General features: G+C 74.4%; 16 protein-coding genes. 12 read left to right on the forward strand and 4 right to left on the reverse strand.

Going from position 1 to position 18,889, the window contains the following annotated elements:
* Nucleotides 1-6 precede the first annotated feature (6 nt).
* The gene (locus tag ACFVDM_RS08815) at nt 7-972 is read right to left on the reverse strand and encodes an ABC transporter substrate-binding protein (protein WP_383634918.1); all 966 of its coding nucleotides are present in this window, start codon (nt 970-972) and stop codon (nt 7-9) included.
* A 523-nt stretch (nt 973-1,495) separates the two neighbouring features.
* On the opposite strand from ACFVDM_RS08815, the gene ACFVDM_RS08820 reads away from it, so the two are divergent.
* The 4 genes from ACFVDM_RS08820 to ACFVDM_RS08835 all read left to right on the forward strand — a co-directional run bounded on the left by ACFVDM_RS08820 (nt 1,496) and on the right by ACFVDM_RS08835 (nt 4,781).
* Entirely contained in the window at nt 1,496-2,707 is a 1,212-nt protein-coding gene (locus ACFVDM_RS08820) for an NADP-dependent malic enzyme (protein WP_383634920.1), read from the forward strand.
* A gap of 286 nt (nt 2,708-2,993) precedes the next feature.
* The gene (locus tag ACFVDM_RS08825) at nt 2,994-3,965 is read left to right on the forward strand and encodes a zinc-binding dehydrogenase (protein WP_383634922.1); all 972 of its coding nucleotides are present in this window, start codon (nt 2,994-2,996) and stop codon (nt 3,963-3,965) included.
* A 31-nt stretch (nt 3,966-3,996) separates the two neighbouring features.
* Nucleotides 3,997-4,206 carry a sigma factor-like helix-turn-helix DNA-binding protein gene (locus ACFVDM_RS08830; protein ID WP_266782775.1) on the forward strand — a complete coding sequence of 70 codons (210 nt, stop codon included), beginning with the start codon at nt 3,997-3,999 and terminating at the stop codon, nt 4,204-4,206.
* Nucleotides 4,206-4,781 carry a Clp protease N-terminal domain-containing protein gene (locus ACFVDM_RS08835; RefSeq protein WP_383634924.1) on the forward strand — a complete coding sequence of 192 codons (576 nt, stop codon included), beginning with the start codon at nt 4,206-4,208 and terminating at the stop codon, nt 4,779-4,781. Before ACFVDM_RS08830 ends, ACFVDM_RS08835 begins: the two co-directional genes overlap by 1 nt.
* Before the next feature lie 80 nt (nt 4,782-4,861).
* On the opposite strand, the gene ACFVDM_RS08840 is transcribed toward ACFVDM_RS08835, so the two are convergent.
* A complete protein-coding gene (locus ACFVDM_RS08840; protein WP_383634926.1) occupies nt 4,862-5,869 on the reverse strand; it encodes a helix-turn-helix transcriptional regulator in 1,008 nt (335 codons plus the stop codon).
* 1 nt (nt 5,870) lies between these two features.
* Complete coding sequence (locus ACFVDM_RS08845; RefSeq protein WP_383634928.1) at nt 5,871-6,728, reverse strand: DUF4097 domain-containing protein; 858 nt, start codon at nt 6,726-6,728, stop codon at nt 5,871-5,873.
* A 164-nt stretch (nt 6,729-6,892) separates the two neighbouring features.
* Here ACFVDM_RS08845 and ACFVDM_RS08850 point away from each other — a divergent pair, with 164 nt between their 5' ends.
* Nucleotides 6,893-7,765: a hypothetical protein gene (locus ACFVDM_RS08850; RefSeq protein ID WP_383634930.1), complete on the forward strand. Its 873-nt coding sequence runs from the start codon at nt 6,893-6,895 to the stop codon at nt 7,763-7,765.
* Between the two features lie 60 nt (nt 7,766-7,825).
* On the opposite strand, the gene ACFVDM_RS08855 is transcribed toward ACFVDM_RS08850, so the two are convergent.
* Nucleotides 7,826-8,008, reverse strand: a complete 183-nt coding sequence (locus ACFVDM_RS08855; protein WP_005312030.1) for a DUF6104 family protein — start codon at nt 8,006-8,008, stop codon at nt 7,826-7,828.
* Nucleotides 8,009-8,170: 162 nt separating this feature from the next.
* Between ACFVDM_RS08855 and ACFVDM_RS08860 the strand changes: the two genes are divergently transcribed.
* The 7 genes from ACFVDM_RS08860 to ACFVDM_RS08890 all read left to right on the forward strand — a co-directional run bounded on the left by ACFVDM_RS08860 (nt 8,171) and on the right by ACFVDM_RS08890 (nt 18,866).
* Complete coding sequence (locus ACFVDM_RS08860) at nt 8,171-8,827, forward strand: CU044_2847 family protein (RefSeq protein ID WP_383634933.1); 657 nt, start codon at nt 8,171-8,173, stop codon at nt 8,825-8,827.
* Nucleotides 8,824-10,908 (forward strand): trypsin-like peptidase domain-containing protein, encoded by a 2,085-nt coding sequence (locus ACFVDM_RS08865; protein WP_383634935.1) that lies wholly within the window; start codon nt 8,824-8,826, stop codon nt 10,906-10,908. The genes ACFVDM_RS08860 and ACFVDM_RS08865 overlap by 4 nt, the downstream gene beginning before the upstream one ends.
* A gap of 148 nt (nt 10,909-11,056) precedes the next feature.
* Nucleotides 11,057-12,079 carry an AAA family ATPase gene (locus ACFVDM_RS08870; RefSeq protein ID WP_383634937.1) on the forward strand — a complete coding sequence of 341 codons (1,023 nt, stop codon included), beginning with the start codon at nt 11,057-11,059 and terminating at the stop codon, nt 12,077-12,079.
* Between the two features lie 7 nt (nt 12,080-12,086).
* Nucleotides 12,087-15,704, forward strand: coding sequence for an SAV_2336 N-terminal domain-related protein (locus ACFVDM_RS08875; protein WP_383634939.1), 3,618 nt, complete (start codon nt 12,087-12,089; stop codon nt 15,702-15,704).
* Between the two features lie 162 nt (nt 15,705-15,866).
* Nucleotides 15,867-16,064 (forward strand): FxSxx-COOH cyclophane-containing RiPP peptide, encoded by a 198-nt coding sequence (gene fxsA / locus ACFVDM_RS08880; protein ID WP_383634941.1) that lies wholly within the window; start codon nt 15,867-15,869, stop codon nt 16,062-16,064.
* Nucleotides 16,065-16,371: 307 nt separating this feature from the next.
* A complete protein-coding gene (locus ACFVDM_RS08885) occupies nt 16,372-17,511 on the forward strand; it encodes an FxsB family cyclophane-forming radical SAM/SPASM peptide maturase (protein ID WP_383635444.1) in 1,140 nt (379 codons plus the stop codon).
* The gene (locus ACFVDM_RS08890) at nt 17,508-18,866 is read left to right on the forward strand and encodes an aKG-HExxH-type peptide beta-hydroxylase (protein ID WP_383634943.1); all 1,359 of its coding nucleotides are present in this window, start codon (nt 17,508-17,510) and stop codon (nt 18,864-18,866) included. Before ACFVDM_RS08885 ends, ACFVDM_RS08890 begins: the two co-directional genes overlap by 4 nt.
* The last annotated feature ends 23 nt before the right edge of the window (nt 18,867-18,889 follow it).

Here is an 18,889-nt window from a genome sequence, read left to right on the forward strand (position 1 = left end):
ATCCGGTCAGGAGCCGCCGTTCACCTTGGCCTCGGTGACCGCACCGGCCTCGACGCCCCACTTGGCGATGATCTTCTCGTACTCGCCGTTCTTGATGATCGCGTCCATGGCCGCCTTGACGGCCTTGGTCAGCTGGTCGTTGCCCTTGGCGACGGCGATGCCGTACGGGGCGGCCTCGACCTGCTCGCCGACGAGCTGGAAGTCCTTGCCGCCGCCCGAGGTCTTCACCGCGTACGCGGCGACCGGGAAGTCGGACGAGCCGGCGTCGGCACCGCCCGAGCGCAGCCGGGTCTGGGCCTCCAGGTCCGTGTCGTAGGACTCGATGGCGATCTTCTTGCCGCCGGTGCACTTCTTGGACTCGGCCTTGGCCAGGTCGTTGGAGACCGTGTTGCGCTGGACGGCGATCTTCTTGCCGCAGAGGTCCGCCCAGGTCTTGATGCCCTGGTCGTCCCCCTTCTTGGTGTAGATGGAGACGCCCGCGGTGAAGTAGTCGATGAAGTCGACGCCCTCGCCGACCTTCTTCTTCGTCTCGGGGTCGACACCGTTCTGACGGTCCTTCGTGTCGGTCATCGCCGACATCGCCAGGTCGTAGCGCTTGGCGCGCAGACCCGTGATCAGGGTGTCGAAGGTGCCGTTCTCGAACTGGAACTCCACGCCCAGTTCCTTGCCGAGCGCGGCGGCGAGGTCCGGGTCGATGCCGACGGTCTTGCCGGACTTGTCCTTGAATTCGACCGGCGGGTACGCGATGTCCGAACCGACCTTGATGACGCCCTTGGACTTGATGTCCGCCGGGAGCAGGTCGGCGGGGGAGGACCCGCCGTCACCCGACTGGGCCGAGGCCGAAGCGGCGTCGGTCGTGTCGTTCTTCGTCTGGTCGCCGCAGGCGGTCAGCAGCATGGTGCCGGCGACCGCGATGGCGCCGACCGCGGCAAGCCGGGACTTAGCGGTTCGACGGATGGTGCGTGCGGTCATGGTGGGGCTCCTCCGGCAGGTGAGGGGGGCATTGCCAGGCGATTGACACACAGCGTCGGGAGTCGCCGCCTTGTGTGATTACGGCATCTTGCCATTCGGACTAGCCCAAACAGGGGGCGCAGCATGTCAAAATCGGGTAACGGGACACCCCCGTAGCCAGTGGGCCGGCACACACAGGCCGGACCTTTCCCTGGAAACGCTTCTTCCTGCCGGAAGATCCTCCGCCTCGGACCCGTTCCGGGCGGATTTCGTCTCGGTGGGCCGACGTGCGCGTATGTCCCCCTATGAGACGCGTCACCGTGGGCATACCGACTCGTCCGCGGTACCCCCTGTCCGGTAAGAAGGACGCTTACACCCCTCATCCGGGGCTCAGGGCGCGTGTGCGGCGCGCCCGCGCGTACGTAGTTCCCCCTGCCGGGGCGGGCCAAATCGCCCGGCGCAGGGCATGTACGCGGTGCCCGCCCACCCCTCCTCAACCAGGAGTGGCCACCCTCAAACGATGAAGACTTAAGGGGTCAACACCATGGCAGCGGAGATCGTCAACCCTCGCAGCGACAGCAGTACGGAGAGCGCCACGGACGAGCCGTTCGATCCGGCCTTCGCGCTCCACCGGGGCGGGAAGATGGCCGTGCGGGCCACCGTCCCGATCCGGGACAGGGACGACCTGTCCCTCGCCTACACACCGGGCGTGGCGAAGGTGTGCAGCGCCATCGCCGAGAATCCCGAGCTCGTGCACGACTACACCTGGAAGTCCCAGGTCGTCGCGGTCGTCACGGACGGCACCGCGGTGCTGGGGCTCGGCGACATCGGGCCCGAGGCCTCCCTCCCCGTGATGGAGGGCAAGGCCATCCTGTTCAAGCAGTTCGGCGGGGTGGACGCGGTGCCGATCGCGCTCGCGACCACCGACACGGACGAGATCGTGGAGACCGTCGTCCGGCTCGCCCCGTCCTTCGGGGGCGTCAACCTGGAGGACATCTCGGCGCCGCGCTGCTTCGAGATCGAGCGCCGGCTCCAGGAGCGGCTCGACATCCCGGTCTTCCACGACGACCAGCACGGCACCGCCGTGGTCACCCTCGCGGCCCTGCGCAACGCGGCGAAGCTCTCCGGGCGCAGCCTCGGCGATCTGCGCGGCGTCATCTCGGGCGCGGGTGCCGCGGGCGCGGCCATCGCCAAGTTCCTCCTGGAGGCCGGGATCGGCGACGTCGCCGTCGCCGACCGCAAGGGCATCGTCAGCCGGGACCGCGAGGACCTGACCGACGTCAAGCGCGAGCTGGCCGCACTCACCAACCGGGCCGGGCTCTCGGGCCCGCTGGAGGTGGCGCTGGCGGGCGCCGACGTCTTCATCGGCGTCTCCGGCGGTACGGTCCCCGAGGCGGCCGTCGCCTCCATGGCCCCCGGGGCCTTCGTCTTCGCCATGGCGAACCCGAACCCCGAGGTCCACCCCGACATCGCGCACAAGTACGCGGCCGTCGTGGCGACCGGCCGGTCCGACTACCCCAACCAGATCAACAACGTCCTGGCGTTCCCCGGCATCTTCGCCGGCGCGCTCCAGGTGCGGGCCTCGCGGATCACCGAGGGCATGAAGATCGCCGCGGCGAACGCGCTGGCCGACGTGGTGGGCGACGAGCTGGCCGCCGACTACGTGATCCCGTCGCCGTTCGACGAGCGGGTCGCCCCCGCCGTGACGGCCGCCGTGGCCGCCGCCGCCCGCGCGGAGGGCGTCGCCCGGCGCTGAGCCCGGGTGCGTGAGACGTGCGGGGCCGGTGTCTCTTCGGAGGCGCCGGCCCCGTCCGCGTGTGCGGGGCGGGTGACGGCTACCGGAGCGGGGCCGGTCGCGCCGCCGGGCACCGGCCCTGCCGTCGGCACGGACGCCGGGGACACCGGCCGCTGCCGTGGGTACGGGCGGGGGCACAGGCCCTTGCCGTTGGCGGGGACACCGGCCCCGGCCGGTGGCGTGGGGCGGCGCGTGTCACAGCCGCAGCCGGTTACGCGGGAGTAGCGCGGCCCCTATCGTCGGCCCCATGTTCGCCGCCTACGCATCCCGCCTCGACCGCGACCACCCCCTCAACGGCCTTGAGCTGGGCGAACGCCCGGCCCCTCAGGCGCGTCCCGGGTGGACCACCGTCAACGTCCGGGCCGCCTCCCTCAACCACCACGACCTCTGGTCCCTGCGCGGCGTCGGCCTCGCCGAGGACAAACTGCCGATGATCCTCGGCTGCGACGCCGCGGGCATCGACCAGGACGGCAACGAGGTCGTCCTGCACTCCGTCATCGGCCAGACCGGCCACGGAGTCGGTCCCGACGAGCCCCGGTCCATCCTCACCGAGCGCTACCAGGGCACCTTCGCCGAACAGGTCACCGTCCCCAGCTGGAACGTGCTGCCCAAGCCGAAGGAGCTGAGCTTCGAGGAGGCCGCCTGCCTGCCCACCGCCTGGCTCACCGCGTACCGCATGCTCTTCACCAACGCCGGGGTGCGGCCCGGTGACTCCGTGCTGGTGCAGGGCGCCGGTGGCGGGGTCGCGACGGCCGCGATCGTGCTCGGCCGGGCCGCCGGTCTGCGGGTGTACGCCACCAGCCGCGACGAGGCCAAGCGCCGGCGGGCCGTCGAACTCGGCGCCGTGGAGGCGTACGAGCCGGGCGCGCGGCTGCCCCACCGGGTGGACGCCGTCATCGAGACGGTCGGCGCCGCCACCTGGTCGCACTCCGTCAAATCGCTGCGCCCCGGCGGCACCCTGGTCATCTCCGGCGCCACCAGCGGCGACCGCCCCGCGCACGCCGAGCTGACCCGCATCTTCTTCCTGGAGCTGAAGGTCGTCGGCTCGACCATGGGGTCCCGGGACGAACTGGAGGACCTGCTCTCCTTCTGCGCCGCCACCGGGGTGCGGCCCGTGATCGACGAGGTGCTGCCCCTCGACCGGGCCCGGGAGGGCTTCGAACGGATGGCCTCGGGCGAGCAGTTCGGGAAGATCGTGCTCACTGTCAACCAGGGTTGACACCTCCCGGATGTCAACGTAAGTTGACATCATGACGGAAGCAACGGATCTCGCCGAGCGCGCGGGCGACCGCGACCCCCGGGTGGGGCTGCGGTCGGTCGCCGCGCTGCGGCGGCTGCTGGAGCAGCTCGAAGCCGTACAGGTCAGAAGCGCCCGTGTGCAGGGCTGGTCGTGGCAGGAGATCGCGGCCGAACTGGGCGTCAGCCGACAGGCCGTGCACAAGAAGTACGGGAGGCATTGATGTTCGAGCGATTCACCAAGGGCGCCCGCGCCACCGTGACGGGCGCCGTGACCCTGGCCGAACGGGCGGGCGCGGACCGCGTCACCGAGGAGCACCTGCTCCTCGGCCTGTTCGACACGGCCGAGGGGCGGGCCTCGTTCGCCCTCGGGTCCCTGGGCCTCGCGGACCACCGGCCCGCGGTCGAGGCCGCGCTGTTCGAGGCGCGCAGGCGCGGCGGCATGAGCAGGGCCGACGCCGACGCCCTCGCGGACATCGGCATCGATCTCACCGCGGTCGTCTCCCGGATCGAGGAGGCGCACGGCGAGGGGGCCCTGTGGGACGGGCGCCGCCCCCGGCGCGGCCGCACCGGCGCCCCGCGCTTCGGCCGGCCGGCCAAGAAGATCCTGGAGAGGTCGCTGCGGATCGCGCTCGGCCGCGGCGACCGCTTCATCGGCGAGGAACACCTGCTGCTCGCCCTCACCGCCACGCCCGGCGTGGTCGCCGACGTCCTCGCCGAACACGGCGCGACGTACGCGACGGTCGAACGCGCCCTGTACGGCGAGGGCGGCGCGGGACGTCAGCGCAAGGCAGGCTGAGCGCGGGGCGATTGGGCGCAGGGTGGGCTGAGCGCGGGGCGGGTTTCCGGCGGCGGGCGTCCCGCCGCCGGAAACCCGGTCTACGCCCCGGTGCCTCCGCCGTCCTCCGCGTCGCCGCGCAGCAGCGCGCCGATGTGCGCCGCCGCCGTGGACAGATGGCGGCGGGCCTCCGCGAGCTGGTCCTCCGTCACCCCCCGGTCCCTGGCCGCGTCCCGGATGTCGTCACGGAAGCGGTCGAGCAGCCGGTCCAGATCGCGCGCCGGATCACCCGTGCCGCCGGTGTCCTTGCCCCATTCGGGATCCGTGCCCGCGGCGTCCGGCTTGATGTACGGGGCCCAGGTGCCGGTACGGGCGAAGCCGCCCAGCTGACCGGTGATCTCGGCGAGCCCCTCGCGCACGCCCGCGGGCCAGTCGCCCCGGGCGAAGTGCTCCTGGACCTGACGGGCGGCGTTCTGCATCTGCTCGCGCGCCCGGTCCTGGGCCTCCTTGGCCTGGCGGCGGGCCCGCTGGGCCTCCTCGCGGGCGCGCCGGGACTCGTCCTTCGCCCGGCGGGCCTGCTCCTTCCACTCCTGCTTCGCCTTGCGCAGCTCCTCCTTCGCGCTGCGCCAGGCCTCCTTGTCACCCAGATCGGCGAAGTCGCCGAGATCGCCGAACGGGGAGGACCCACCCGCCTTGCGGCCCGCACGGGAGGGGCCGGGGTGCCGGGACTCGTCGGCCGCCGCGCGCATCTCGTTGCGCAGCTGACCGGCCGCGCCCCGCACGTCGTCGCGGATCTCGGCGGCCAGCTCGGAGACCGACTCCCTGATCTCCAGCTCCAGATCGGCCAGCTCGCCGGTGCGCCCGGCCAGTTCGGCGCGGCCCGCGTCGGTGATCGAGTACACCTTGCGGCCGCCCTCGGTGGCATGGGTGACCAGGCCCTCGGCCTCCAGTTTGGCCAGCCGGGGGTAGACCGTGCCCGCCGAGGGCGCGTACAGGCCCTGGAACCGCTCCTCCAGGAGGCGGATCACCTCGTAGCCGTGGCGCGGGGCCTCGTCGAGCAGCTTCAGCAGATAGAGGCGGAGGCGGCCGTGGGCGAATACGGGCGGCATGTCAGAGCACCTTTCCGGTCGGCTCGGCGTCGTGCGGACCGTCCTCGGCGGGCGGGCGGCGCAGCAGGGCGATCGATCCCGAGACCGTCGTCGCCCTCAGTGTGCCCGTGCCGGAGCCCAGGGTGCCCGTGATCTTCTTCGCACCCCACTGGCCGCTGACCCGCAGGTCCTCGAAGCCGTTGGAGACGGAGCCGCTGGCGGTGTTCGCCTCCACCTTCGCGTCGGCCGGGTGCGGCAGCCGGATGGCGATCTCGCCGGAGACCGTGGTCAGCCGGATGTCGGCCGGGCGGCCCGTGGGGTCCAGGTCGAGCACCATGTCCCCGCTGACCGATTCGGCCTTCACCGCGGTGCCCGCGCCCTCGACGACGGTCAGATCACCGGAGACGGACTGGAAGCGCAGCTCCCCGGTGACGCGCTGGGCCTCCACATTGCCCGAGACGGTCTCCGCGCCGACCGGGCCGGCGAGCCCGACGAGCGTGGTGTCGCCGGTCACGCCGCGGACATCGGTGCGTCCGCGCACCCCGGAGACGAAGGCCCCGGCCCCCACGACACCGACCTCCACCCGGGAACCGGCCGGGACGGCGAGCGAGACCTCGGCGCGGCGGGTCCAGCCCTTGCGGTCCAGCCACTTGAGGAGGCTGTGCCAGGCCAGGTCCTCGTACGCGACCGTCAGGACGCCGTCCTCCTGGGTGACCACCAGCGGCGGTCCCTCGATGCCGGAGACCTCCAGCCGGGCGGTCGGTTCGTCGGTGCCGACGACATTGACCGTGCCGTTGACGATGCGGACGTTCAGCGCGGTCACGGGTTCCTCGAAGGCGAGCTTGCGCGGCTCGGCGACGGCCCACGTCGACACAGGCATGGATCTGACCTCCCAGGGAGTGCGGCGACGCAACATATCGCGTCTCTTGAAGAACACGATATATCGCGGATTCGTGAAGTCAAGACACGAGTGGGAGGGGTAGACGAGTGCCCATACCGGATCAAAAGAGGTCATCACGGGTTGATCTGCCCTACCGTGTGGGCATGGACGCGACCTCACCCGTGGGTGCACTGCTGCTGTGCCGGGCCGAACCGGAGACCGTGCGGCCGGTCGCCCAACTGCTGCGCGACCGGATGCTGCTGGCGCCCGCCGGGGACGGCTGGAGCGTGCTGGTGCCCGAGGGGCGTCCCTGGCGGGGCGGCGACGACGGCGGGACACCGGCACCGGACGAGACCGTGGAACCCGTCGACCGGGTGCTCGGCGGCTGGGCCACGGCGCTCGCGGTCGGCTCCACCTGGCCGGTCCTCGCCCTGTGGTGGGACGCCGACCGGGCCGGGTACACCCTGGCGGCCGGGTTCCGCCGCCCGGTCGGCTACGTCTGGCTCGCGGACGGGACCCCGGCCGGCGAGGACGAGGCGATGCGGACGTTCGCCGAGCGGCTGGGCCTCGATCCGGTCCTGGACGTCCAGGACCTGGAGGCGCTGACCCGGCCCGATCCGGAGGCCGACGGACGGGCCAGGCTGCGCGGGCTGCTCGCCGTCCTCACCCGAACCGGGCTGGAGCTTCCGCCGGGACTCGACCCGGGCGAGCCCTCGCACCGGCTCGCGGCGGGCGCGGACGTCTGGCCGCACGCCGAGCGGATCACCTGGACCGGCTGGCGCGACGCGGTCCTGGCCGAACTCGACGTCGTGGAGTCCAGCCGCGTCGGCCCCTGGATGCGCGGACCCCGGGCGCGTGCCCTGGCGGGCGCCCAGCTCGCGGCGGGTCTGCCCCTCGCCCTCTGGGGCGCGTCCCGGCGCAGCGGCGGCTGGGTCGTCGCCGGGGTCCTGCTGATGGCGCACGGGGCACTGGGACTGGCGTACGACCGGATCAGGGACGACGGTCCGGACGGCGCGTCGCCGGGGAACGGGGCCTGAACACGGGGCACCGGCGCCCGGCCCGTGGGCCCGGTCCGGCTCCGGTCCGCCGGGCGGGGCCTACTCCTCGTCGTCCTCGTCGTCCAGCCGGGCCAGCCAGGTGGCCAGACGCTCGACCGGAACCTCGAAGTCGGGGTTCAGGTCGACGAACGTACGCAGCTGCTCGGCGAGCCACTCGAACGTGACCTCTTCCTCGCCACGCCGCTTCTCCAGCTCCTCGATACCGCGGTCGGTGAAGTACATACCCACAGTTTAAGGGCCTGCCGGACGCCGTTCGGACGCGGTCGGGGAGCCTCGCGCGGACGGTCGAGAACCGACCCGCCGCCCCCTCGCGTCATGGTCCATGTCTCTCGCGTCGGCCCCCTGCGGCCGTTAATCTGCGGGTAGTTGGGGAACGGGGGGTTCATGGAGGACAACGGGTCCCGCATCACGCGCATCGAGATGCCGGACGGCACACCGGTCTGGGCGCGCATCTCCGGGGCCGGGGAACTGGACGGGCCCGAGCCGGGCGGTCTCACGTTCACCGACACCGGCTTCGCCGGTGACGTCGCCGACCGGGTGCAGGCCGGGGTGCAGGCCCGGGTCGAGAGCCTGCACTCCGTGGTGACGAGCGTCGCGCGGTCGCTCGCCGTGCCGCTGCGGGCCGTCCGGCCGGACGCCGTCAGCGTCGAGTTCGGCATCGAGCTGACCGCCAAGTCCGGCAGGGTCGTCGGGCTCCTCGCGGACGGCGAGGCCAAGGGCGCGATCAAGGTGACGCTCACCTGGAACGGCGGCGGACCCCCGGTCGACCCGCCGGCTCCCGCCGCCCCGCCCGCACCGGCCACCGCAGCACCCCCGGTGCCCGCCCCCGCAGGACCGTCCGCACCGGCCCCCGCAGGCCCCCCGGTCCCGGCGCCCGCAGGACCGCCCGTGCCGCCGCCCCTTCCCGCGCACGCCCCGTCCGCGCCCCCGGTACCCGAACCGGCCGCCGGCGCACCCGCGGTGGCGCCGCACGCCGGGGCAGACCCCGGCGCACCGGCCCATCCGGACGGCGCGGACGGCACCGACGGCGACGGGGCATGACCTCGGACGGCGGCTGGGGCGCAGAGGAGGACCGGCGCCGCTACGAGCGTGCGCTCATGACCCTCGTCCAGGACGCCACCGTACGAATTCACCGGCCCCCGTCCGGGTATGCCCCTGAAGGGCCGGGGGACTTCCTGGGGAGCGGCTTCTTCATCGCTCCGAGCTGGATTCTCACGTGCGCGCACGTGGCGATGCGCGGGGAGGGGGGCGCGGTGAACGTGGTGTTCCGGAGCGACCGGTACGGCGGCGACCGTGCCGAGGTCCCCGGCCGCGTCGTCGTCGCCCTGCCCGGCGCCCGGCCGCCCGGGGCCACCGGCTGGCCCGCCCCCGACCTGGCGCTCGTCCAGCTCACCCGCCCGGTCGAGCACTCCTGCGTCCATGTCACCGAACGCTCCGGCGGACTGCTCTGGGGCAGCGACATCCGCTGCGTCGGCTGGGCCGACGCGCCCGGCGGCGAACTGAACCTGCTCAGCGGCGCCTACCGGGTGCGCGGGGCGTACGGGGCCGCCGACGACGTCGACCAGCTCGTCCGGCTGGACGAGGACTGGCTGGTGCCGGGCATGTCCGGCGGGCCCGTGGTCGACTTCGCCCGCGGCGAGGTGGTCGGGGTCGTCAAATCGCAGCTGGACCGGCAGCAGGGCGGCATCGCCGTCGGCATCGAGCGGCTGCGCACCCTCAAGGTTCCGGCCACCCCCATGGAGGCGGAGACCGACGACGTCTACCAGGCCGTCTTCCACGCGCACGACCGCTACCACGCCGACCGCCACAACAGCGCGGCCGGAACCGAGCGCACCTGGGCCGACGTGCAGAGCGAACTGCCCGTCCCGCCCGGCGGGGTCCTGGGCCCCAAGCGCCGCGCGGACCTGCTGGGCCGGCTCGCCGAACTCGCCCCGCCCGCCAGCACCCGCTCCCTGCTCAACCTGCTCGACGGCCTGCCCGGCGTCCACTCCCGCGACCACCGCCCCGCCCCGCGCGGCTGGCGCGACGGCCTGGGCGTCCTCTACGACACCGAGGCCCGCGACCGTACGGCCCGGTTCGAGCTGATCGTCCGCTACTGCCTGGGCGTCCTCGCCGCCGACCGGCCCCACGGCCGGCTCTCGGTGCGCAACGCCAAGGCACTGTGGGGCTGGGCGAAGACGATCGCCGACGTCGAACTGCCCCGTGACCTGCGCCGCCGGCTCGACCAGGAGTGGGCGGACATCCGGCTGGGCCTGGAACAGAACCGCCAGCCGGCCGTCCCGCCCCCGGCCGCCGAACCCGTCCGCGACGGGGAACGCGACGGGGTCGTCCTCCGCATCGACCAGCAGGGCTGGGCGCGCGGCCGCTACGACTGGCGGGTCTCCGTCGGCCGGCACACCGGCGAGGCTCAGCCCATCGACGAGGACAGCCGGGGCGTGCCCCTCGACACCGTGCCCGACCGGCTCGCCGCCGCGCTGACCGAGGCGTTCCGCCGCTGCGACGAACCGGGCAGCCCGGCCGTGCTCTACGCCGTCGTCGCACCCGGGCAGTTCGGACTGCCGGTCGACGGCTGGACGCTGTCCCCGGACGGGCCGTCGCTCGGATCCGTACGCCCCGTGGTGCTGAGCAGCTCCTACCGGGGCCCGGACGGCGCCGGTCCGGACGAGGGGGAGCCCGGCCCTCCGCCCGACACCCCCGGTCCCGGCATCCGGGCCGAGGTGGTCGACTGCGAGGACGATGTGCGGGTACGCGTACCGGAGGTGGCCGGGCTACGGGCCCTGCCGCCCGCCACCGTGCCCGTCCTGTGCCGGTACGGATCGCGGCCGGACGCCGAGGCCACGGCCGGGGTGGTGCGGCTGATCGACGCGGGGTTCGCGGCGGCGCTGATCCAGCGGCGGCCCGCTGAGGCGGATCTGGTGTGCCGGGACTTCCACCGGGGCGTGGGCCGGACGGTGCCGGAGGCCGGGACCCGTGAGCGACTGCCGTGGGCGGTCCACGAGCTGCGCCGCGGGGTGAGCGCCGGGCGTTCGGAGCTGTACTGGTCCGACGGCATCGCCCTCTACGTCCGCGACACGCCCCACGAACTGCCCGGAGCCGACGACCCGTTCCTGGTGGCGCCGTGAACGGCGCCGCCGGGGAACGGCTCCGACCCGATCCCCGGGGCCGTGCCGGCCGGCCCCTTAACGGGAGTGTGCCGGATCGCTACGGTGAGGCGGCGGCGGGTGCGACGGCCGCCGTCCGTGGCGGACGAGTGACATCGAGGAACACGTTATGAGTGAATCCAGCGAGTGGCTCATCTACCGGGGCATCGGCGAACCCCACGACGACGTACCCCGGTTGCCCCCGCCACCGCCCTGGCGTGATTTCGCCGGCGGGCGGGAGGACGAGGGCGGCGCGGGCGAGTCGGCCGACCGCCGTCTGGGCATTCCCGGACGCGTCGCCGAGGAGCACCGGCCGGGCGCCGAGGAACTGGAAATGATCAATGCCGCGCTCTATCTGCGGCGCCCGCTGCTGGTCACCGGGGACCCCGGCGCGGGGAAGAGCACCCTGGCCCACTCCGTCGCCCGGGAGCTGGAGTTCGGCAAGGTGCTGCGCTGGCCCGTCGTCAGCCGTACCACCCTCCAGGACGGGCTCTACCACTACGACGCCATCGCCCGGCTCCAGGACGTCCAGATCGCCTCGCACGCCGCGGCGGGCGGCGGCGAGCCCGCCGACTCGGCGCAGAGCGTGGGCAGTTACATCCGCCTCGGCCCGCTCGGTACGGCGCTGCTGCCCTCGGACCGGCCCCGGGTGCTGCTCATCGACGAACTCGACAAGAGCGACATCGACCTTCCCAACGATCTCCTGAACGTCCTGGAGGAGGGCGAGTTCGCCGTCCCCGAACTGGAACGGATCGCGGACCGGCTGCCCGACGGCGAGGCCGTCGTGCTGGACCACGACGGCAACAAGGTGCGGATCAAGGGCGGCCGGGTGCAGTGCCGGGCCTTCCCGTTCGTGGTGCTCACCAGCAACGGGGAGCGCGACTTCCCCGCGCCGCTGATGCGCCGCTGCGTCCACCTGGAGCTGGGACGCCCCGACCACAAGCGGCTGGCGGCCTTCGTCAAGGCACATCTGGGCGAGGAGGCGGCCCGCTCCAGCGAGGACCTGATCACGCACTTCCTGGAGCGTTCGCGCAGCGAACTCCTCGCCACGGACCAGCTGCTCAACGCGATCTACCTCACCCAGACCGCCGCCCCCACCGGCCGCGACCGCCTCGCGGACCTGCTGATCCAGCGACTCGACCGGCCGAGGTGACGACGCGATGGACGGGGCGGATGAGGTGAGAGGCGCGGCGTCGGCCCGGGAGGCGGACGCCCCCGCGGGGGCGGACACGGGGCCGGTGCCGGTCGCGGAGCCCCGGGCCGACGCGGGGCGCGGGACGCCGGACGTGCCGGGCGCGGCCGGGGAGGACGCGCTGACGGCGCTCGTTGTCCGGCTGCGCGGCGCCGGGCTCGATCCCGATGTCGAGCAGCTCTGCGACGCGCTCTGGCTGGCACGCTGGACCCGGGGCACCGAAGCCGGACCCGCGCAATCCGCCGGGGACGCGCAGGGCGAAGGCGGCGGCGCCGGGACGGGGGAGGCGACGGCGGAGCGGACCGCCGGAACGGGCCCCGCGAACGAGGGCCCCGGCCCCGGGGAGACCGCCCCGGACCCCGGAGCCGACGACGAGGACGCCGAGGACGCGCCCCGCCCCCGGGCCGACGGCAAGATCGCGCTGTATCCATTGCCCGGCCGCTCCGGCCCGGACCGCGACGACGGCACCCCGCCCGCCGGCCGGAGCACCCCGGCGCCCGGCACCGCGACCGTGCTCACCTTCGGCGTGCCCGCCGCCCCCGTACTGCCCGCGCCCATCGAGCTGACCCGCGCCTTACGCCCGTTGCAGCGCTACCGTCCCGCGTCCGCCCCGCTGCGCCGCGTCCTGGACGAGACGGCGACGGCCGAGCGCAGCGCGCGGGCCGGGGGGACCGTGATACCGGTGTTCCGGGGCGTGCGCCGGGCCGACGCCATCCTCCAGTGCGTCATGGACGCCTCCACCTCGATGCTGGTCTGGGACCGGCTGTTCGGCGAACTACAGCGCATCTTCGCCCAGTTGGGCGCCTTCAGGGATGTGCAGGCGCGCTACCTCCACCAGGGCCCGGACGGCGGCTGCGCCGTCAGCCGCAGCTCCGACCCGGCCGCCGCCCCGCTGCACTCCGCCGACCGGCTGAGCGATCCGACCGGGCGTCGCGTCACCGTCCTGATCAGCGACTGCGCGGGGCCGCTCTGGCACAGCGGCCGGGCCCACCGGCTGCTGCACCAGCTGGCCCGGCAGGCCCCGGTCGCCGTCCTCCAGCCGCTGCCGCAGCGCATGTGGAACCGCACCAGGCTGCCCGTCACCTTCGGCTCCCTCGCCCGCGGCGACGGCCCCTCCGGGGCGGCCCTCCTCAAGGTCACCGAGGACACCGGGACCGGCCCGGCCGTGCACCCGGGCGCCCTGGCCGTCCCGGTGCTGCCGCCCGTACCGGAGGCGCTGGCCGCCTGGGCCCGGCTGCTGTCGGGGACGGGCGCCGGGATCGACGGAGCGGTCGGCTGGGTCCGGGCCGACCAGCCGGCGGCCGCCGCCCAGCGCTCCGGCGGCACGCTCTCCTCGCTCCAGCTCGTCAGCCGTTTCCGCTCTGTGGCCTCGCCCGCGGCCGGACAGCTGGCCGTCTATCTGGCCGCCGCGCCCCTCTACCTCCCGGTGATGCAGCTCGTCCAGCGCACGATGCTGCCCCACTCCGGCCCCTCCGAACTGGCCGAGGTGCTGCTCAGCGGACTGCTGACCCGCGCGGACGGGGGAGGCGGACGCGGCCAGTGGTACGCGTTCGAGCCCGGCGTCCAGGACGCGCTGCTCGGCCCGCTCGGCCGCGACGAGGCCCTGCTCGTCCTCAAGCACTGCTCGCAGTACATCGAGCAGCGGTTCGGCAAGGGAGGCCCCAACTTCCCGGCCCTGGCCCTGGCCCAGCTCGGCGAGGGCCCCCGGCAGGGCACGGCACGGACCACCGGTCCCGGCGCCTCCCGGCCCGCCGGGAGCACGGCGACGGACGGGGACCCCGCCCCGGACGCGTACGCGGCGGAGCAGGAGGAGCCGGACGACCACGACGACACGGAGTACGGCGACGAGGGCGAGGAACGGACCGGGACGCCCGCCCGGGGCGGCCGGCCCGGGACCGCGGGCGGCTGGGGCGGTCCGGGCGCGGGCCGCGACGTCCCCCACGCCTTCGCCGAGGTCGCGACCCGGGTACTGGAACGCTTCATGCCGATGCCCCCGAGCTTCGTACCCCGCGACCCCCCGGTCCCGGACGCGGCCGCCGGCACCAGCCCCGCCGTGGAGCAGGCCCGTTCCCTGGTGCGGCAGTTCGACGCCGACCGGTCGGTGCAGCGCCTCATGGACGCCGTACAACTGCTGCGCGGGGCCGCCGAGAACGGGCCGCGACCCGCCGGACCCGAGGTCTGGGCCGAGTACGCCCGCTGCACCCTGCGGCTCTGGGAGGTCCGCGGCGGCGCCGACCTCCTGAACGAGGCGGGACGCGCGGCCGAACTGGCCGTCGCCCACCCCGGCACGGTCCGCGAGCGCGCCGTGCTCGCCCAGGTGCTCCACGCCGCGGCCGACGACCGCCGCCGCCACGGGGACCGCCGGGGCGCCCTGGAACTCCTGCGCCGCGCCGAACGCGAATACACCGCCGCCTGCGCCGCACCCGGCATGGCACCCGCCGAGGCCCTGCGCCTCACCCTCGAACGCGTACGGGCACTGGAGGCGCAGTGGCGGCTCGACGGCGACAGCGCCCTGCTGCAGAGCGCCTGCGGCATGCTGGAGGCCTTCGCCGACGCCTGGCCCGACCGGGAGAACCGCCCGGCCGCCCTGCCGCTCCAGCACGGCCGCACCCTGCTCAAACTCTCCGGCGTCACCGACGACCCGGAACAGTCACGCCAGTACGCCCGCCAGGCGGCGCGCTCCCTGCGCGCGGCCCTCGCCCAGGGCGGCGTCCGCACCGCGAACACCAACGGCCGCATCGTGCTGGACCTGGTGGACGCGCTGCTCGCCTCCGGCGACGAGCCGGAGGAGGCCGCGGTCCTGACCGGACAGGCCCTGGAGACCGTACGCGACCACCGGCAGCGCGCCCAGCTCCAGGCCAGGGCCGGGCGCGCCCACACCGCCCGGTACGACCACACCGGCGACCCCGGCGAACTCGTCGCCGCCACCGAATGGTTCGCGCGGGCCGCCCGGGGCATCCCCCGCGACTCCCGCGCCTACACCGACCTCCTCGCCGAATGGGGCGCGACCCTGCTCCGCCGCGCCGAACTCCCGGACGGCCGCCCCTACATCGGGGACGCAGTCCGCGTGCTGCGCGACTGCCGCTCCGAGATGCCGGCCGGCGGCGCCCACCAGTCCGAGCGCCTGCTGATGCTGGGCCGCGCCCTGATGCTCCGCCACCACGCCACCGCGGACCGGGTGGACCTGCGCGAGGCCGAGTACCTCTTCCGGCTGGCCGCCGAGGAGGCCACCGACCCGCACACCGCCGCCCGCTGCTGGCTCGACCTGGGCCGCACCCTCCTCCGGGCGGCCGACGTCCTCGACCGGCCCGCCCGCCGCGACGAGGCCGCCGAGGCCTTCCGGGCCGCCGCCGAATCCGCCGCCGACGCGCAAACGGAACTCAGCGGTCCACAACACGCCCGGGAAGCAGTCGAGTTGGCTGCTACAGCCAACCACTGGCGGGGTATGACCTACGAGAGAGCGGGTCGCCCCCGGGCCGCGCGGGACGCGTACCGGGCGGCCCGCCAGGAATGGCGCAAACTGCCCGACGGCGGCGGTTCGGCCGGTGAGTCCACCGCCGAGCGGCTGGCCGAACTGGAGAACTGAGCGCGACCCGCCCGACGACGTGCGGGCCCGCGCCGCGCCACCGGCGAGCGGGAACGCGAGCCGAATCGGAAGCGGGAGCGGTCGGAAACGGGGGACCGGCACGACGCGCGCACAGGCGGGCGCGTCGCGGACGGGCCCGGTGCTGCGAAACGGGGAGACGTGATGAGCGAATCGACACGGAACGACGGAACGGACCCGGCAGGCCCGGGAGACCCGGCCGAACTGCCGGACCTGCTGGGGCTGGACCTGGCGACCCTGCGGACGCTGGACCATCCGGTGCTGGCGGAGGTGGTGGCGGATCTGAGCGGGCGCGCGAAACGGCCCTCGGAGACGTACTGGGGTTTCAGCAGCGCCTTCTGAGGGTGCGACGGTCCACCGCCGCGGTTCCGGCACCGCACGGTTCCGGCCCGGGGCGCTCCCGATCAGGACATCGTGGCCCCGGACCTGTCTCGTCCCGGGCGGTGCCGGGAACACTTGCCGCGGGCGGGCTCCCGGGCCCGCCCCGGCCGACGTACAGCACGGGGGTGCGTAAGTGGCTGGACGGACAACGCCCTGGGGGCGGCCGACCGAGCGGTCCGCGGCGCAGACGTCGCGGCCGGACCCCGGCACGTCCGCCTCCACCGGACCCGCCCCGGCCCCCTCCGGTGCCGTCCCCTTCGGCCAGTTCATCGTCAAGGTGCATGGCCGCTGCAACCTGGCCTGCCGGTACTGCTATCTGTACGAGGGGCCCGACCACACCTGGCGCGACCGCCCGGCGGCCGCCTCACCCGCCGTTCTCGGCCGTACCGCCGACCGCATCGCCGAGCACGCGGCCGCCCACCGGCTCGGCGGCGTCGCCCTTGTCCTGCACGGTGGCGAACCGCTGCTCGCCGGCCCCGACAGGCTCGCCGCCTTCGCCGACACGGTGCGCGCACGGGTGCCGACGGGCTGCACCGTCCACGCCACGGTGCAGACCAACGCCACACTGCTCACCGACGCGGCCGTCGCCACCCTCGCCGCCCACGGCATCCGTGTCGGCATCAGCCTCGACGGCGGTCTCGCCGCCCACAACGCCCTGCGCACCGACCACGCGGGCCGGCCGTCCTGGCCCGCCGCTGTACGAGGCGCACGGCTCCTGGCCGACCGCCACCCCGACGCCTTCGCCGGCATCCTCACCGTCGTCGACCCGCGCACCGACCCGGTCGAGATGTACGTATCGTTGCTCGCTCTGCGCCCCCCGGCCCTGGATCTCCTGCTTCCGCACGGCAACTGGTCCGCCCCGCCGCCCGGCATGCCCGACCTGACGCACCTGCCCATGGGCCCCGGATCGGGCCGCGCCACGCCGTACGGCGACTGGCTCTGCGCCGTGTTCGACCGGTGGTGGGCCGCACCCCGGCGGGCGACCCGCGTCCGGCTCTTCGAGGAGTGCGTCGCGCTGCTTCTCGGACTGCCCGCCGCCACGGAGTCGCTCGGCCTCGATCCACTGAACGCCGTGGTGATCGAGACGGACGGGGCCATCGAGCAGGTCGACTCCCTCAAGTCCGCGTACGACGGCGCCGCCGCCACCGGTCTCGACGTCTTCCGCCACACCTTCGACGAAGCGCTGGGCCACCCCGGCGTCGCCGCCCGCCAGGCGGGAGCCCGGGCGCTCGCCGACGCCTGCCGGACCTGTCCGCTGCTCACCGTCTGTGGCGGCGGCCACTACGCGCACCGCTACCGCGCGGGCCACGGGTTCCGCAACCCCTCCGTCTACTGCGCCGACCTCGAAAGGCTCGTCCGCCACGTGGCGGACCGGCTTGCCGAAGCAACTGCTGGAGACCCCCCATGAGCGTCGCCATCCCCCCACACGTGCTGCGTGAACTCGGCCGGACCGAGGGCAGCGCCGACTCGCTCGGCCTGCTCGTCCACGACCAGGACACCCGCCGCCTCGTCCTCCTGCGGGCCGTACTGGACGCGGCCGAGGCCGCGCCCGAATCCCTGTGCCCCCCATTCCGGCTGGACAGGCTGCGCGAGGACTGGGACCTCCTCGAAACCGCCGAAGGGGCCGACCGGGCTGCCGTGCGCACCGTCCTGTTCCACCCCCTGGCCGGCCCTTGGGCCGAACGGCTGCTGGGCGGTCTCACCGCCGAGCAGCCCCCCGGCCCCGACCTGCCCGCCGACCTGGCCCACCTGACGGCGCTGGCGGCCGCGGCGGCCGTGCGGGCAGGGGTCGGCTTCAACCGCACGCTGCTCCCGCGCGACGGACTGGTCAGCCTGCCTACCCTGGGCGCCGTCTGGACCGGCCCGGGAGCCGCCGGGTTCCGGTTCCGGGACGACGTCCTGCGCGTACGGCCCGCGTACGGCCCGGAGCTGACCGTCCGCTGCCAGCCCGACCGGACGATGACCTCGCCCGATCCCCGCTGGCTGCCCGTTCTCACGCTCCGGGCGCTACCTTCCGGCACCACCGTTGTGCCCATGGACGACGTGGACCCGTACGGCAGCGACGGCGGCGGAGCGGGGGCTGCCACGCGCGTCCCCGACGACGAGCGCAAGGAGTGGGCCGACGCCTGGTCCGGCGTGGAACGCATGCTGCGGACCGGCGGGGAGCACCGGGTCACCGAGGCGGCCGTGCTGCTGCGCTGTGTCGTCCCGCTGGGCCACCCGACCGACGGTTCCACGCACCGCAGCGGGACCCGCCGCGAGGCGTTCGGGGCCGTCCTCAGCAGCAAGCCCGTCACCTCCGCCCACTTCGCCGCCACGCTCGTCCACGAGCTCCAGCACACCAAGATGGCCGCCCTCGCCGCCTTGACGCCGCTGCACCGGGAAGGCCCCGCCGCGCGCCACTTCGCCCCCTGGCGTTCCGACCCCCGGCCCTTCGACGGCCTCCTCCAGGGCGCCTACTCACACCTCGCGCTCGCGGACTACTGGCAGTGCTTCGCCCTGCGCGCCCGCAGGGTCGTCCATCGGGACCCGGCATGGGCCGAGCACGCCCGCTGCCGCGAACAGGTCGGGGCCGTGCTACCCGCACTGGCCGGATCGGCGGCTCTCACCCGTGAGGGCCGCACCCTGGTCAACGAAATGATCTCCGTCTACCACCGTTTGGACGATTCTCCGCCGCCGCCGGGACACCTCGCGCGCGCTCAGGCATACGTGAGCACGGCCCGGGTGATATGGCAGCAGAGGCACGGCTCGCGTGGGCGGTGAGAAGCCGGTGATTCCCGCTGGGG

Source organism: Streptomyces sp. NPDC057682 (assembly GCF_042799575.1).
Taxonomy (GTDB): Bacteria; Actinomycetota; Actinomycetes; order Streptomycetales; family Streptomycetaceae; genus Streptomyces.